The organism is Nocardiopsis sp. iso_186 (assembly GCF_056173365.1).
Window position 1 is genome coordinate 445,901 of record NZ_CM149670.1, and the last position, 15,372, is coordinate 461,272.

The 15,372-nt window shown below is 70.0% G+C and carries 16 protein-coding genes; 10 read left to right on the forward strand and 6 right to left on the reverse strand.

Features of this window, described 5'->3' with window-relative positions:
* Window positions 1–49: 49 nt before the first annotated feature.
* From AC0VYP_RS02025 to AC0VYP_RS02045, 5 genes are all read left to right on the forward strand, one after another.
* The gene (locus tag AC0VYP_RS02025; protein ID WP_475472210.1) at window positions 50–1,735 is read left to right on the forward strand and encodes a bifunctional uroporphyrinogen-III C-methyltransferase/uroporphyrinogen-III synthase; all 1,686 of its coding nucleotides are present in this window, start codon (window positions 50–52) and stop codon (window positions 1,733–1,735) included.
* 32 nt (window positions 1,736–1,767) lie between these two features.
* The gene (gene hemB, locus AC0VYP_RS02030; RefSeq protein WP_285760646.1) at window positions 1,768–2,751 is read left to right on the forward strand and encodes a porphobilinogen synthase; all 984 of its coding nucleotides are present in this window, start codon (window positions 1,768–1,770) and stop codon (window positions 2,749–2,751) included.
* A 139-nt stretch (window positions 2,752–2,890) separates the two neighbouring features.
* Window positions 2,891–3,556 carry a bifunctional DNA primase/polymerase gene (locus AC0VYP_RS02035; protein ID WP_475472211.1) on the forward strand — a complete coding sequence of 222 codons (666 nt, stop codon included), beginning with the start codon at window positions 2,891–2,893 and terminating at the stop codon, window positions 3,554–3,556.
* A gap of 123 nt (window positions 3,557–3,679) precedes the next feature.
* On the forward strand, window positions 3,680–4,009 hold the full coding sequence (locus AC0VYP_RS02040; protein ID WP_285760648.1) for a hypothetical protein: 330 nt from the start codon (window positions 3,680–3,682) through the stop codon (window positions 4,007–4,009).
* 136 nt (window positions 4,010–4,145) lie between these two features.
* The gene (locus AC0VYP_RS02045; RefSeq protein WP_285760649.1) at window positions 4,146–4,541 is read left to right on the forward strand and encodes a YunG family protein; all 396 of its coding nucleotides are present in this window, start codon (window positions 4,146–4,148) and stop codon (window positions 4,539–4,541) included.
* A gap of 115 nt (window positions 4,542–4,656) precedes the next feature.
* Here the strand turns inward: AC0VYP_RS02045 and AC0VYP_RS02050 are convergent, their stop codons facing one another.
* From AC0VYP_RS02050 to AC0VYP_RS02065, 4 genes are all read right to left on the reverse strand, one after another.
* Window positions 4,657–5,223, reverse strand: coding sequence for a DUF4352 domain-containing protein (locus tag AC0VYP_RS02050; RefSeq protein WP_285760650.1), 567 nt, complete (start codon window positions 5,221–5,223; stop codon window positions 4,657–4,659).
* A 797-nt stretch (window positions 5,224–6,020) separates the two neighbouring features.
* Window positions 6,021–6,809 (reverse strand): alpha/beta fold hydrolase, encoded by a 789-nt coding sequence (locus AC0VYP_RS02055; RefSeq protein WP_285760651.1) that lies wholly within the window; start codon window positions 6,807–6,809, stop codon window positions 6,021–6,023.
* Window positions 6,810–7,046: 237 nt separating this feature from the next.
* Window positions 7,047–7,613: a TetR/AcrR family transcriptional regulator gene (locus tag AC0VYP_RS02060; protein ID WP_475472212.1), complete on the reverse strand. Its 567-nt coding sequence runs from the start codon at window positions 7,611–7,613 to the stop codon at window positions 7,047–7,049.
* Between the two features lie 9 nt (window positions 7,614–7,622).
* The gene (locus tag AC0VYP_RS02065; protein ID WP_285760653.1) at window positions 7,623–8,201 is read right to left on the reverse strand and encodes a sugar O-acetyltransferase; all 579 of its coding nucleotides are present in this window, start codon (window positions 8,199–8,201) and stop codon (window positions 7,623–7,625) included.
* 153 nt (window positions 8,202–8,354) lie between these two features.
* On the opposite strand from AC0VYP_RS02065, the gene AC0VYP_RS02070 reads away from it, so the two are divergent.
* Window positions 8,355–9,590: an MFS transporter gene (locus AC0VYP_RS02070; protein WP_285760655.1), complete on the forward strand. Its 1,236-nt coding sequence runs from the start codon at window positions 8,355–8,357 to the stop codon at window positions 9,588–9,590.
* Between the two features lie 9 nt (window positions 9,591–9,599).
* Here AC0VYP_RS02070 and AC0VYP_RS02075 read toward each other — a convergent pair whose 3' ends face one another.
* Complete coding sequence (locus AC0VYP_RS02075) at window positions 9,600–10,772, reverse strand: hypothetical protein (RefSeq protein WP_475472213.1); 1,173 nt, start codon at window positions 10,770–10,772, stop codon at window positions 9,600–9,602.
* 531 nt (window positions 10,773–11,303) lie between these two features.
* Here AC0VYP_RS02075 and AC0VYP_RS02080 point away from each other — a divergent pair.
* The 4 genes from AC0VYP_RS02080 to AC0VYP_RS02095 all read left to right on the forward strand — a co-directional run bounded on the left by AC0VYP_RS02080 (window position 11,304) and on the right by AC0VYP_RS02095 (window position 14,044).
* A complete protein-coding gene (locus AC0VYP_RS02080; RefSeq protein WP_285760658.1) occupies window positions 11,304–11,786 on the forward strand; it encodes a hypothetical protein in 483 nt (160 codons plus the stop codon).
* 501 nt (window positions 11,787–12,287) lie between these two features.
* On the forward strand, window positions 12,288–12,695 hold the full coding sequence (locus AC0VYP_RS02085) for an SSI family serine proteinase inhibitor (RefSeq protein WP_285760659.1): 408 nt from the start codon (window positions 12,288–12,290) through the stop codon (window positions 12,693–12,695).
* 268 nt (window positions 12,696–12,963) lie between these two features.
* Window positions 12,964–13,332 (forward strand): VOC family protein, encoded by a 369-nt coding sequence (locus AC0VYP_RS02090; protein ID WP_475472214.1) that lies wholly within the window; start codon window positions 12,964–12,966, stop codon window positions 13,330–13,332.
* A 163-nt stretch (window positions 13,333–13,495) separates the two neighbouring features.
* Window positions 13,496–14,044: an NUDIX domain-containing protein gene (locus AC0VYP_RS02095; RefSeq protein WP_285760661.1), complete on the forward strand. Its 549-nt coding sequence runs from the start codon at window positions 13,496–13,498 to the stop codon at window positions 14,042–14,044.
* Between the two features lie 407 nt (window positions 14,045–14,451).
* Here AC0VYP_RS02095 and AC0VYP_RS02100 read toward each other — a convergent pair whose 3' ends face one another.
* The gene (locus tag AC0VYP_RS02100; protein ID WP_285760662.1) at window positions 14,452–15,126 is read right to left on the reverse strand and encodes a formylglycine-generating enzyme family protein; all 675 of its coding nucleotides are present in this window, start codon (window positions 15,124–15,126) and stop codon (window positions 14,452–14,454) included.
* Between the last annotated feature and the right edge of the window lie 246 nt (window positions 15,127–15,372).

Here is a 15,372-nt window from a genome sequence, read left to right on the forward strand (position 1 = left end):
CATCCGCGCAGCACCACCGGGGCAGGCCAGGCAAGTACGAAGGAGTCAAGTGAACGCGCAGACCGAGAACCGCGAGCCGGGGTCGCAGAAGCCGGCCGAGCCCGCAGTCGGCCACATCGCCCTGGTCGGGGCCGGCCCGGGTGACGCCGATCTGCTCACCCTGCGGGGGGCCGCGCTTCTCGCGCGCGCCGATGTCGTCTTCACGCTGCGCGAGCCCGGGCCGGAACTCGCGAAGTACCGGCCGGCGCTGCTGAGCCACTGTCGCCCCGACGTCCTGGTCGTGGACGCCGCCGAGTGCGGTGGCGACGCCGACGGGTTGGCTCTGGCACACGCCCGCGACGGTCAGCGCGTGGTCCGCCTCTACAGCGGGGACCCGCTGCTGGGCTGCCGCGGCGCGGACCTGGCCGCCGCCGCTCGCGCGGCCGATGTCGAGTACGAGATCGTGCCGGGTCTGTCGGCCGTCACGGCTGTCCCCGCCTACGCCGGGCTCCCGCTGCTGCCCGAGGGAATCGGGGAGCTGCGCGTCCTCAACGCCAAGGAGACCGGTCTCGACTGGGACCGCGCGGCGGAGGGAAACGCCACGCTGCTCGTGATGTTCCCCGATGCGTCCGACGACGAGGACCCCGGAGCGGGAGGCCCCGGCTTCGACCGGCTCTGCAAGACCCTCATCGCAGGCGGACGTCCCGACACCACGCCTGTCGCCGTCACCCGGATGGGGACCACCACCGAGCAGACCACCGTCTCCTCGACGCTGGCGCGACTCACCGCGGACCTCAAGGCCGCCGACGCCAAGGGGCACACCGTCACCAAGCCGGCCCTCATGGTGGTCGGCGAGGGAGCGCGCCGACAGCGGGAGCTCTCCTGGTTCGAGACCCGTCCGCTGTTCGGCTGGCGCGTACTCGTCCCGCGTACCCGTGAGCAGGCCGCGAGCCTCTCCGAGCAGCTGCGCGGATACGGTGCGGTGCCCGAGGAGGTCCCCACCATCTCGGTGGAGCCGCCCCGGACCCCCCAGCAGATGGAGCGGGCCGTGCGCGGCCTGGTCACCGGCCGCTACCAGTGGGTCGCTTTCACCTCGGTCAACGCGGTCAAGGCCATCCGGGAGCGGTTGGAGGAGTACGGCCTGGACGCACGCGCCTTCGCCGGCGTGCGCGTCGCGGCCGTGGGCGACCAGACCGCTGCGGCGTTGGTGGCCTTCGGCATCCAGCCCGATCTCGTCCCGCCGGCCCACGACCAGTCCGGTGCCGGACTGGTCGCGGTGTGGCCTCCTTACGACGCGGAGATCGACCCGATCGAACGCGTCCTGTTGCCGCGTGCCGACATCGCGACCGAGACCCTCGCCGCGGGCGTCGCCGACCTCGGGTGGGAGGTGGACGACGTCACCGCCTACCGCACCGTGCGCGCCGCGCCGCCGCCCGCCCCGATCCGTGAGGCCATCAAGGGGGGCGGCTTCGACGCGGTCCTGTTCACCTCCTCCTCCACGGTGCGCAACCTGGTCGGTATCGCCGGGAAACCGCATGCGACCACGGTGATCGCCGTGATTGGTCCGGAGACCGCGAAGACCGCGGAGGAGTTCGGTCTGCGCGTCAACGTCATCGCACCCAAAACCTCGGTTTCAGCCCTGGCAGAGGCGCTTTCGCAGTACGGTTCCGCACAACGGAAAGCGGCTGTGGAGGCTGGGAAGCCCGTCCTGCGTCCCAGCCAGAAGCGCCGCGGCCGTCGCCGCAAGACGCTTTGACGCTCCGCGAGCAGTAGTTAAGGGGTAACGCCATGACCGCCCGTTTCCCGGTGGCCCGTCCGCGCCGGTTGCGCACCACGCCCGCTATGCGGCGCCTGGTCGCACAGACGCGGGTCCACCCCGGTGAGCTCATCCTGCCGATGTTCGTCAAGGAGGGCATCGAGTCGCCGCACCCGGTGTCGTCCATGCCCGGCGTCTACCAGCACACCCGCGAGAGCCTGCGAAAGGCAGCCCACGAGGCCGTCGAGGCCGGAGTGGGCGCCATCATGCTGTTCGGCATCCCGGAATTCAAGGACGAGCACGGCTCCTCCGCCGACGATCCCGCGGGCATCGTGCAGAAGGCATTGCGGGATCTCTCCGCCGACCTCGGCGACGACATCGTGCTCATGGCCGACCTCTGTCTGGACGAGTACACCTCGCACGGGCACTGCGGCCTGCTCACCGACTCCGGTGAGGTGGACAACGACGCGACCTTGGAGCGCTACGCCTCCATCGCCTTGGCCCAGGCCGCAGCGGGCGTGCAGGTGGTCGGCCCCAGCGGAATGATGGACGGCCAGGTCGGCGCGATCCGTACCGCGCTCGACAAGGCCGGCCGTACCGACGTCGCGATCCTCGCCTACGCCGCCAAGTACTCTTCGGCCTTCTACGGACCCTTCCGCGAGGCAGCCGAGTGTGCACCGCAGTTCGGCGATCGCGCCAGCTATCAGCAGGATCCCGCCAACGCGTCGGAGGCACTGCGCGAGGCCGAGTTGGACATCGCCGAGGGTGCGGACATGGTGATGGTCAAACCGGGGCTCGCCTACCTGGACATCGTGGCCAGGATCGCCGACTCCGTCCGGGTCCCCGTATCGGCCTACCAGGTCAGCGGGGAGTACGCGATGGTGGAGGCAGCAGCCCAGAACGGGTGGCTGGACCGTGAGCGGGTCATCCTGGAGACCCTCACCTCCTACCGCCGGGCAGGTGCGGGACAGATCCTCACCTACTGGGCGACCGAGGCAGCGCGCCTGCTCAGGTAACCGGGAAGCTTCTCCCGGTCGGGCTCCGTCCGAGGTCGGGAGGTGACGAAGAACCGACCACGATGCTCTGTGCACCCGGCCCAGCCGGTTCCACTCACGGAGCGTCAGCCGACGGGCACGACCGCGAGGGGGATATCCAGTGGCCGACGTTTTGAGCGGTAGGCGTAAACGGCGCAAGCGTCAGGAACCGGGCGGCATGCTCGCGTCGGCCCAGGAGTATGCGGCTCTGGGCTGGCCGGTGTGCCGGGGTGCGTCCCCCGATCGGGTCGGCCCCCGCTCGTGTACCTGCGATCGCATGGGCTGTCCGGACCCCGGAGTGCACCCGATGTCGGCTGCCTGGGCGACCGAGGCCACCACTGACGCCGCCGTCCTGGAACGCTGGTGGAAGATCGAACCCGACGCCAACATCATCTTGGCGACCGGCCGGGTCTTCGACGTCCTGGACGTCCCCGCCGACACGGGCACGCTCGCCCTGGCCAGGATGGACGCCCATCACGGGTTCGCCCCGGGGCCGGTCGCCTCGGTGGGCGGTCTGCGCACGCTGTTCTTCGTCGCCACCCGATCACCCGTTGACGAGGACGAGTGGTGGTCCTGCAGTCTGGACTGCGTCCCCGAGACCGTCGACGACTCGCCCGGTCTGCGCTGGCACTGCCGTGACAGCTATGTTCCGGCCCCGGGGTCGGTTCTTCCCGGCAACGGTGAGGTGACCTGGATCCGTTCGGCCTTCGTCCTGGGCGCTACGCCACCGGTCCTGCCGGACCCGATCGCCGCGCTGAGCCTTCTCGCCGACGTCTACGAGGCGTGATCCCACTTCTTCGGCGCCGGTGCCCGGCCGCTGCCGAGGGACGATCGTCATGACGCGCGTCGGACACGGCGCTTGCGCGCGTGGCCGCGTGGTCCTGTCCGCGGAGGCGGGCACACTTGGGGTATGCCTCTCCCCGTGCACTCCCAGCCACCCCTGGTCACTGTTGACGACCCGGTCGTCGAGCACCTGGTGGCCCAGCTCAGGAGGGTCCGCGAGGACCTCGCCGACGCCCACGGCGCCGTGATCGGCGATGCCCGCGTGGTGCACGCGCTCACCACCCAGATGTGGGCGGGCCTCCCGGTCCCCGGTGTGGCCTGCCACGCCACCGCCGACCCGTTGCGCCTGCGCGCCGTGTCCGAGCCGGTGACCTGCCGTCGTTGCCGGGCCCGCTCCCACACGGGTTCCGACCGCATTCCCGGGCAGACCATCCTGGCGGTGGAGGTCGGAAGGTGAGTCGCCCGCCGGTTCCGTGGCGCGCTCTCCTGGTGGTCCCGGCCTGGTGAGGCGCAGGGGGCGGTTGCGCCTCCGGCCTGGACTCTCCCCGGGTGACGGCGGCCGGGCGGTGACGTCCGCTGCGATGATGGCCGCCATGCAGATCCCGTTGCTCCTCGCCGACATCGAGCGTGCCGTGCGCGCCAGTTGGGACGCCGATACGTGCACACCGGATTTTCGGCCGTACTGGAGCAGGGACAATCCGGCCCGCAACCAGTGCGGTGTGACCGCCCTTGTGCTCAACGACCTGCTCGGCGGTGCGCTGATCCGCGGAGAGGTCCGGGTCGGGGGAGAACAGACGGACTACCACTGGTGGAACAGCCTGGGGATGGGGGTGGAGATCGATCTCACCCGCGAACAGTTTCGTTCGGAGGAAGTCGTCACCGGGGGACGCGTCATCCCTCGGCCGCCCAGAATCACCCGGTTGCGCATGGAGTACGAACTCCTGCACAACCGGGTGGTGGATCGACTCCACAGCGGCCGGCAACGCTAGGAAGGACACCGCCGCTTCCCCGCCCTCGGCCGGGCGTCCGTCCCGCCCGCGATCGGTATTTCCTGGTCGGGACGGGCCGAGGAGCGAACCGGGAAGGAGTCGGTGTCCGCCGGGGCTACTGCACGGAGGCCTTGATGGTGTTGTCGCCGAACAAGCCCTCAGCGAACTCCACCGAGGCGGGAACGAATGAACCCTTCGCGGTGACCACTCCGGTGGCGTTCTCGCCGGCGTCGAGCGTGAGGGTGTCGATCTGGCCTTCCGCCATGCCCAGGCCGCCGGCGGTGGAGTGCTTGGTGCCGCTGTCGTCGGTGATGGAGAACAACAACGGGTTGACCTCCACCGATTCCTCACCGTTGTTGGTCACCGTGACCTGGACGCTCGTGTAGTCGCTGCCGTCGGCGAGAACGCTCGGCACGAACTCGGCCGCCTGCGCCTCCAGCGTGACCGGGCCCTCCTGTTCCTCGACCGCGTCGTCGGCTGCGCCGTCAGCGGCCGGTTCCACGGACTCCGAGGCCGAACCGCCGGTGGCCTCGCCGCCGCCACCGCTGGTCAGTGCGGCACCGATACCGCCGATGATCAGAAACAGGACGAGCAGGCCACTGCAACCGAGGCACCCCCACAGCAGTGGGGACTTCTTCTTGGGCTGACCGCCGGGCTGGGGGTAGGGGGATTGGGGCTGCAATGGGTTCTCCTGAAGGGGGATGGGGGGCGACGTTGTGTCGCGCCGACATATCGGACCATAACGGGGCCAAGCGTTAGAAATCTTCCAGTTGCCGGTATCGGTCACCGCTGGAGCTGATCTTCGTCAGATTTTGGGACGGTGCCACACGCCCTGGTCGGTGTGTCCGGCGCCGAACAACGCCGGGCGGGCACGCGCAAGGGCGCCGTGCCTGCTCAGTGTCCCCGTGCTGTCCAGGTCAGGCCGCCACGCTGATGGCTTGACGACCCTGCGTGATTGTTGTCGATCGAGCGTCGGCCGGGACCATCGCCCCACGCCGGTGACGAACGTGCGGGAGTGCCACGCCGGGGCGCGATGCCGACCAACGCGGGCAGTCGCTCCGCCCAGGTCCCTTGCTCACAGGTGGGACGCGCCCGGGGGAGCGCGTCGCCCCGCGTGGGCCGAAGCACCGGGTCCCAGTCGTCCACGAGGGCCCCGAACGTCGAGGCCGAGGTGGTGCCACTCGTGGGGATCACCCCCGCTTCCTGATCCACCGCGAAGTCCCCATCGGCCCAGCCTCCGCGAAACAGCGCGACGAGCGGTCCGGCCCCATCGGTCCTGGACGGACGGAGCCCGGGGCCGGCGCCCGCGTGCGCTCCGCCTCAAGCTGCTGCGGCCAGGAGGATTCGGTATCTCAGCAGGTCAAAGGATCGACGGCGCGTCCTTGGGAGGCCCAGTCCGCCACACGGCCGGAGACCTCCCCGGCCGCCGGGCCGCAGTTCTACGGGTCGCTCCTCGTCCGTCGCGCCCCTGGAGTTGTCCTAGGGCCGGAGGGCCGCTTCGGCAAGGAACGCCAGCACGAGTGGGCTCGCGACGGCACGGAACTCCTCGAAGTAGGCGTGCCGCGCTCCGGGGATCAGTTCGAGCCGGGCGCCGGGGATGCGGTCCGCGATCAGGTACGCGTTCGCGGCAGGGTTGAGCAGGTCGTCGGTTCCGTGCACCACCAGGGTGGGTGCCGAGACGGCGGGCAGTGCGTCCCACGCGTCGTGCTGGTTGCTGGCCACCAGGTGCCGACGTTTGGCGTGTGGCGGCATGTCGGGGTCACCGAGGGTCGGGTAGGGGCCCGGGTGGGTCGCCAGCCAGGCCGGTGTGTACATCAGTTCGAGCAGGGCCCACCTGGTCGCGGTCGGGTCCGTCCCCGCCAGCGACCTGCGCACCTCGTTGTCGCGTTCGACGCTGTGCCGGCCGCCGGGCGACGTGCAGCCCAGTACGAGGGAGCGGACCCGGTCGGGATGGCGGGCCGCGAGCTTCTGGGCGACGCGTCCACCCATCGACGTGCCGTAGACGTCAGCCCGTTCGACACCGAGGTCGTCCAGCACCGCTACCACGTCTTCGGCGAAGCCTTCGGTGCTGTAGGGCGCGTCGGGTTTGTCGCTCTCCCCGGTGCCGCGGTAGTCGAGCGTGACGGTGCGGTGATCGGGGAAGTCGTCGCGGACGTCGTCCCACCAGTGGTGGTTGTTCGCCTGCCCCGCCAGCAGGACGAGCGGTGCGCCCTCACCCCTGGGCTGGTAGGCGATGCGGGTCCCGTCCGGGCTCGTCGCGTGCGGCACAGCTGCGTCCTTTCGGAAGGGGCCGGTGCCGCGCGGTAGGTACCGTCGGGCCTGTTGCGCGCGGGAGACCGGACACGTGTCGGGTTCCATCGGTACAACACGGCCGCGAGCGGCGCGAACCGGTCCGCCGCGCTTTTCGTGTCCCCGGGATCTGGCGACAGGGCCCCGTTGTGCCTTCCGGAGGCCGCCGCGTACCGGGGAGGCGACCCGGTGGCCGTCCGTTGGAACCGGCCCCGATCAACTCTCCGTGAGCCGTTCCCCCGTACCAGCGGTCAGGCGCGCGATCGCGTTGACGGTCAGTGCGCGATCGTGGGGTTCGGTCTCCAGCGCCCGATGGATGACCAGACCCTCGATCAGCGCGTCCACCTGTCGTGCGGTCAGCGGATCGAAGTGCTGTTCGAGGGCGTTCCTGCTGCGGTGCATCCACGATCGTGTGAGCTGGCGGTATGCGGGATCGCGCGCGGCCAGGGTGTAGAGCTCGTGGGTCAGTACGAGGTCGCGCGGTGAGTCCGCGAGGTCCTGGTGGACGAGGTCCGCGACCGCGCGCCGGGCCTCGTCCGGGGTGGTGGCCGCGAAGAGGCGCTTCTCGAACCGGTCGCTGATCGTGATCGAGAATCGGGTGAAGACCTCGCGCAGCAGCTCGTCCATGTTCTCGAAGTGGTAGGTCATGGACCCGAGAGGCACGTCGGCCCGGGCGGCGACCTTGCGGTGTGAGGTCCCTGCGACCCCCACCTCGGCGATCAGCGAGGTGGCGGCGGCGATGATCCGGTCCCGCCGCTCGGGGTCCACCCGCCTGGTCGCCACTGCCGCCTCCTAGATCGACCGGATCACCCGTGCCGGGTTGCCGACGGCGACCACGTCGGCGGGGATGTCCTTGGTCACGACTGCGCCCGCGCCGACGACGCTGTTGTCCCCGATCGTGACTCCGGGCAGGACGATCACCCCGCCGCCGAGCCACACGTTGTCGCCGATCACGATCGGCTCGGCTGCCTCAAGTTTGTCACGTCGCTGCTGCGGTTCAACGGGATGCGTGGGCGTCAGCAACTGCACGTTCGGGCCGATCTGGCAGTCCTCGCCGATCGTGATCGGCGCGACGTCCAGGGCGGTGAAGTTGAAGTTGATGAAGGTGCGCGCGCCCACGGAGATGTAGCTGCCGTAGTCCACGGCCAGTGGGGGCCTGATGACGGCCTCCTCACCGAGGAAGCCGAGGAGTTCGACGAGGATCGGGCGCGCGGTTTCGGGGTTCTGGACAGAGGCGGCCAGATACTCGGCGGCCAGTCGCACGGCCCGCTGCGATTCCCGGGCGATGTCGGGGTCGTCGGCGATGTAGAGGTCGCCGGCGAGCATGCGTTCACGGTTGGTTCGGGGGTCCCCCGCGAAGTAGTCCTTCATATGTACGATCGTACTCTTCTGACGTACGATCGTACATTGGAAGTTCGTTTTCCCCGGGAACCCTCGGAGCCGACGGTCTCCGAGCCGGCTCTTCCCCGTGCCGCCCCTTGCTCGCACGCCCTTTTGTGTCCCCGTGAAGACAGACGCACCCTTATGACTGCGACCATCAGTGCATCCCCCGTCCCGGTGGCCCCGGAGGACCGTCGTGCCCGAATCGCCGTGGCACTGCTCTTCCTCACCAACGGGGCGGTGCCCGCCAACCTGATCCCGCGCTACCCGGCGATCGTGGCGAGTCTGGAGCCGACCAACGCCGAGTTCGGGCTGGCCGTGGCCGCCGGTCCGTTGGGCGCTCTCTCCTCCGGTTTGCTGGCCGGGATGCTGATCAGGCGTTTTCGTTCCTCCCGCGTGGCGGTGGCCTGCATGGTGGCGTCGAGCGTGTGCGTCCTCCTGGCCGGGGTCTCGCCGATGCTGGTCCTCCTGGGCGCGGCGCTGTTCATGGTCGGTGCACTGGACTCGGTCGCCGACGTCGCCCAGAACTCCCACGGGTTGCGCGTGCAGCGTCGCTACGGCCGCTCGATCCTCAACTCCTTCCACGCGATCTGGAGTGTGGGGGCCATGCTCGGGGGGCTGATGGGCGGAGCGGCCGCCGGCCTGGGCATCCCTCCGGGGCTGCACCTGGCCGCCTCCGCGCTCGTCTTCTCCCTCGTCAACCTCCTGTGTTACCGGTTCCTGCTCGCCGGGCCCGAGCCCACGCGCGTCGAAGGGGAGGCGGCCGTACAGGACGAGGCCGCCTCCGGGACCCGCGCAGCCGCGCGCCTGGGCACCTACGCGATCCTGTTGGCCCTCGGCATGATCGCGGTCAGCGGTTCTCTCGTGGAGGACTCAGGAGGCACGTGGGCAGCCCTCTACCTGTCGGGGTCTCTGGGGGCGGCCCCGACGGTCGCCGCACTGGGTTTCGTGGCGCTCGCCGGAATGCAGTTCGTGGGCCGCATCATCGGCGACGGCCTGGTGGACCGGTTCGGCCAACGGGCCGTCGCCAGGGTCGGCGGAGCGACCACCGCCCTCGGGATGGGGCTTGCCCTGGTCTTTCCCACCATCGGGGGCACGATCATCGGCTTCGGGCTGGCCGGTCTCGGGATCGCCACCCTGGCGCCCGCGGCCATGCACACCGCGGACCAACTCCCCGGTCTGCGCTCCGGCAGCGGTCTGACGATGTTGAGTTGGCTGATGCGGCTCGGTTTCCTGCTCTCCCCGCCCGTGGTGGGACTCGTCGCCGACGCGACCGCACTGCGCTACGGCCTGGTGGTCGTCCCGCTCGCGGGGCTGGTGGCCGTCGTGCTCTCCGGATTCCTGCCGACCCGATCCACCCCGGAGGCCAGACGATCGTGACCGGGACGGTCACGATCGGGGAGCGTGGGCCGGGCAGCGCCATCCGCCCAGGTAGAGGCGAGCGGGGCCGGCGCACCCGTGGAGGCAGCCGTCCTGGGTGAGCAGGGCGGTCGTGGTGGCCGACTGTGCGCTTATCGTGTGCACGGGCAGGCGCGGTTCGCAGAGAGGTGTGCTCCCGCGGCGCGGTGCGGTTCGCCGGTCCTGCCCGGGGGTGTGCAGGGGGGAGTCGTTCCAGTTCTCCCGGTCCGGGGTACGGGGGTGGGGCACCCTTCCGGGGAACGCAGGGGACAAGGTCTCCTCGGTACAGGGTTTCTTGATGGCGTGTGCGTAGCGTTCGCGGTCGGAAGCCGGTACCCAGCGTCGTACGACGCCGCCGTCGGGGGTTGGGATGGCCATGGGAACGTAGACGCCGCCGGCGGTCGCACCCACCAGTTCCTCCACGAGCAGGCGTACCGCCTCCCAGTGGGAGTGTCGTTTACCGCAGTTGACAGTCAGGCGTCCGGGTACTGGATCGGGGCAGACGCCGCCGAGGTCCTTGCACAGCGGGTAGCGAAGCCGGTACACGCCTCCCGCCACCCGCAGGGAACGGTCACGCAGGACGGTCTGCCAGGGCATGTCGTTGGCCAGGGTCCAGGGCACCCGGTTGACGAGGGGCGACCGGCCGTCGGTGGTCAGCCAGGAAGGGGTGAGCCCATCCCGGCGGGCGAGACCGGCGTGCCGGACGACCGTCGCTCGCCGCAGGCGACTCAGCTGAATCCTCCAGCCCAGGTCCAGACCGTCGCCGTGCACCACGACATCGGATGTGGGGGCGCGGCGAGCGGCTGTGGCTTCGACATCCACGCTGTATCCGGCGCGCTGGGCATCTGCCGCCACCCGTTCCTTCCACGCCTTGTGCTCGTCGCTTTCGGGTTCATGGCAGGGGCCCTCGGCAGAGCCGTGGTGCACGATCTGCCGACTGCCGTCGCGTTGTTCGCGCAGATGGACCCAGGGTGAGGCGCGGCCGATGGAGACGCATCCCTGGCACTGGAGTTCGCCTCGGCTGATGCTGCGACGCCGCCCTTCAGGGGTCGTGCGCAATTCGTCCCAGAGCCCGGGATGGCGACTGAATCCGAGGTCGTCTTCGTTGGGGTCGAGGTAGATGTCGCGGGCGAGATAACGGATGAGTGCGAGCCTCGTTGACACGGTGCTCCCTGCGGGCCGGGGCAGCGCGGGCAACTGCCGGTTGACCGGGTACTTTCCCGGACGGCCGGTCCGGCGTCCCTTTTTGGCCGGATGCGGCCCAAAGGGAAAGGTTGCCCGACGGTTCGCAAAGGTGGTTCCCATCTGCGCGGGAGGTACCACGGGAGTGGTGCGGCCATCGTCGAACAGGCTTCCCCGGAGCCGGGGCCGCTCAGGTCACGAACTCCTTCCCCAGGGCCTCGACTCGGACGGCGATGGCGCGGACACGCCGATCGTGAGGTCCGACGCCTTGGACAGGCCCCGGGCGCTCGCTCGCAGAACGGTTCGGTGGAACCGGGCGGTCCGAGCCGTTCGATCAGGGCCGCCCCGTCCGCTCTACCGTCGGGTCGGGGCCGTCGCGGCTCCGACGCCCCAGGTGGGGAAAGTGGCCGATTGCGGCCGGAGCAAGCGGCGGCCGAGCGGGGAGAACTATCCTGGCCTGTCCGTCAATCCTGGTGCTACTCGGCGCGGGATCGGATCGGTTGAGGAGGCGAAATGGACCCGATAGCGGTGACACTGGCGGCGAGCGCGGCCACGACGTTGGTACAGGCCATGATCACCGACGGCTGGGAGGCCGTACGGGACCGCTTCGCGGGCCTGTTCGGCCGTGCCGCCACGGGCGTGGTCGCGGAGCTGGAACGCTCCCGCCTCGATGCGCTTGCCGGCCCGGAGCTGGCGGAGGAGGTCGTGGGCGAGTGGAAGCCGAAGCTGCGGCGCCTGCTCACCGACAACCCCGAGGCGGTCCAGGAATTGCGCGCTCTCCTGGAGGAGCTCGCCCCCCGCGCGGAAGAGAGCGGGGTCGCGAACACGATCACGGGTGACGTGTCGGGGATCGCGGTGCAGGCCCGCACCATCCACGGTGGAGTCGCCGCCACCGCTTACCGTGGCGATCACCTCGATCAGCGGGTGGCACGGGCGGGCCGCGACGTGATCGGGGGGCAGCACGACGATCCGCGAGGGCCGGGGCAGGACGGCTGAGGCGGGTCGTGGTCACCGTCCGGCCCGACTGCCCTGACGGCCGCAATGAGTGCCGGGCCGTGCGTCGGGCACGGCTGCGCGCACGTATGCCGGATCGTTCGACGCCCTGCTCGACCGTTCACCGATGCCGGAACCGACGAGCGGTGCAGTGGCTGCCTGCCGCCACGCGGTGACAGATGTCATCGGGTTTTCGTGACTGGCGCATCTGGGGGGAAGGGCGCACGCCTGTGACGATGGGGACGCAGTGGCCGACACTCTGCCGGGGGCGTGGCCACGCGAGGCGAACGGTCGCGGGATGCGGGCGCGCTGTCCGCGACCGTTCGCAGCATCCACCCCTCCGGCGCGGCCTGGTTCGGTGGCCCAACCGGTCGTTTCGGTCGGTTCGGCGGTGCTGCGGCCGGGCACTGAGCGATCACCGGCGCTCCGGCGCAACCCACCTCCATGATTGCAGCTCCGCGTGTCTTGACCTGCATAGACGTGCTGCTGGGTGATGATGGTCCCATGATCGCTCGCACCTTTGCCCGGCGGATCGCCGGTGCCTCACTGGTCGCCGCGGTACTGGCCGGTCCACTCGTGGTTGTGCAGTCGGCGAGCGCAGCCCCGGTGGGGCCGGGGCTTTTCCTCACGGTTTCCGGCTCCAACGACACGTGGATCCGCGGGGTCGATCTGGACTGCGAATCGGGCAGGGGCGGGGACCACCCCAACGCGGAAGCGGCCTGCGCGGCGCTGGACCGGGCCCGTGGCGACCTCGATGCGCTGCCGGGCAGGCCGCGGCCCTGTACCAAGGAGTACGACCCCGTTACCGCCACCGCAGTCGGCGAGCACCGCGGGCGTTCCGTTGACTGGACCAGGACGTACCCCAACGCCTGTGTGTTGTGGTCGGCGACGGACCCGGTCTTCGACTTCTGACAGGTGTATGCCCGGCGACAGTGAAAGCGGCCCGAGAGACAGGGCGGCGTGGCGCCCACGAGCATCCGCTCCCGCGTTCCGGAGGGAACCGCCACGTAGCGCCCGGCCGGCGTGGCCCGCAGGGATGCCCCCTCTGCGGGCCACATGGCACCGACTTCCGGCAGTACCGACTTCCGGCAGTACCGATGGTGGTTCGGGAAAGTCGTGCCGAGCAGGAGAGGACGCGATGGCGTGCGGTGCCTTTCGCCCGTCTGGTCAAGGAGGGTCCGTGCTCGTTTTCCGCCGTGTCGCCGCCGTGATGGTCTTCGCCGATGACCCCGACGTGTCCGCCCGGTGGTGGGCCGATGTCCTGGGTGTCACCGTGCACCGCGATGTGGCGCCGCACGGGGCGGTCTACGCGTGGATCGAGCTCGGCGGGGTCGAGTACGGTTTCCACCCCGCCGACGACGAGCGCAACCCCCGCGGTGCCAGTCCGGTCGTCTACTGGGCCGTGGAAGGAGATCTGGAGCAGGCGCTGGAGTCATTGCTGGCAGTGGGCTGCACCCGCCACCGGGGCCCTCTCGATGTGCGGCCGGGACGCCGCATCGCCCAGATCGTGGACCCGTTCGGCACCGTCATCGGCATCGAGGGCAGGTGAGCGCCCCGGCCGATGTCACCACAGGGCTCGGGACACCGAGGAGCCGAGCACTGCCGGCGGGGATCTCGTCAGGACCGCGGACGGTCGCGTTCCGGTCGGCCGCGGTGAACCCCGAACGCTCGGAGATGGACCCTGGCCCGGTGCCGCTACTAGGGTCGGGCGGATGAGCGCTGATCCCACGGAGTCCTTCTCCCGCCCCCGAGCAGCGGCCGGCGTGCTGTTCTTCGACGGGCAGGGGCACGTGATGCTGGTGGTCCCCTCCTACAAGAACCACCGTGACCTTCCCGGCGGCTACATCGAGCACGGGGAGACGCCGAGCCGCGCGGCCGCCAGGGAGGTCCAGGAGGAACTGGGAATCGAACCGCCCATCGGTCGGCTGCTCGCCATCGACTGGGCGCCCAGTCGCGTGGAGGGGGACAAGCAGCTGTTCATTTTCGACGGCGGGCGACTGGCACAGGATCATCTCGACGCCGTGGTCCTCGACCAGGTCGAGCTGACCGGTTACGGCTTCCACGACGTCGCCGTGCTCCACGAACGGACCACGCCCCGCCTGGCCCGCCGAATCACCCATGCCGTCCAGGCCCGGGCAGAAGGTGCGATCGCCTACCTGGAGAACGGCGAACCGCTCGGTCGGCCGTCAACGGGCGGGGTGGACGAGCCTCGCGAAACGACTCCGGATGCCCGCCCCGACAGGCAGACGTTCCTTTCTTGACCGGTTCGGTCCACGGGCTTCGCCCGACAGGGACGAAAAACCGGCCACACTTCCGCCCCGTCGCAGCTTAGGCGGCCAAAGCCCCGGGTAGGGGCTGTTCCTGGAGCGTCGCGTCACCCTCTCACGATCGCTGGCCGGCGGGCACCGGCGTTAAAAAGCAGCGCACAGGTGCCAGGGCTTCCCGTCATAGGAGTGACGTCAAGAAGCAGCGTCCGCATCCCGGGACACGCCCCCCGAGCGCGGGGAGCTCTCTCCACCTACCGGTGCCCGGCGAAGAGCGCCCGATCGACCCTCTGCGCGTCTTCCGTTCCGTGTCAGTCGGGGAAGGTGAACCCGCGTTCCTACGCCCCCGGGGCACCGGTGTGTGCCCCATCGCGTTCACCGCGTCGGTGGTGGGCGGTCGCGTATCAGCACACGGGGGAACGCGCGATGCGAAAACCTACGTCGTCGATCCGGAAGGTCGGATGACTGCGACGGCGCACCGAGGCCCGGCAGCTCCAGTGCTCGTCCGCCCACCCGCCGCCGCGCAGTACCCGGTAGGTGCCGTAGACCTCCGCGTCGTAGACGTCCCAGCACCATTCCCAGACGTTGCCCAGCATGTCGTACAGGCCCCACGCGTTGGGCTGTTTGCCGCCCACGGAGTGGGCCCGTTCGGTTGAGTTGCGGCGGTGCCAAGCGATCGCGTCGAGCTCCCCGTACCGTGCGCCGGTCGTACCGGCCCGGCAGGCGTGTTCCCATTCGGCCTCGGTCGGCAGCCGGTACCCGTCGGCGGAGGTGTTCCACCCGGCGGTCTCCGTACCGGCATGCAGGTCGTACACGGGGGTCAGGCCCTCGCGTCGGGACAGTGTGTTGCAGAACCGAACCGCGTCCCACCAGGAAACGCCTTCGACCGGCAACCGGTCACCGCGTGCGGTGCCCGGCTGCCGGCCGGTGACCTGTGCATAGCGTGCCCGGGTGATCGGGTACGTGCCGAGTTCGTACGGCGCGACCTCGACTGACCATGTGCGCTGCGTCCGCCGGTCCGACAGCATCACCTGCCCCGGAGAGACGGCCACCATCGTGTTCTCCGCAGGCGCGTTCATGGGCGATGATCCTAGCCGTCCGATGCCATGCGCCGACGTCCGCCGTCGGGTCGCATGCCCGGGCGCATGGCGTGGCGAGTAATTACTCTGTGTAGTGATTCTCTATAATCGGTTACCTAGAGTCATCTAGTGGTTGGTGGGTCCTGCGGTGCGTTCCCACCGCATCGGGCGCCATCGGCCCGGTCTGTCCGCAGATTCAGTCCGATCCTTACGAGAAGGCCGAAGAAGAGTGCAGAAAACTCATGG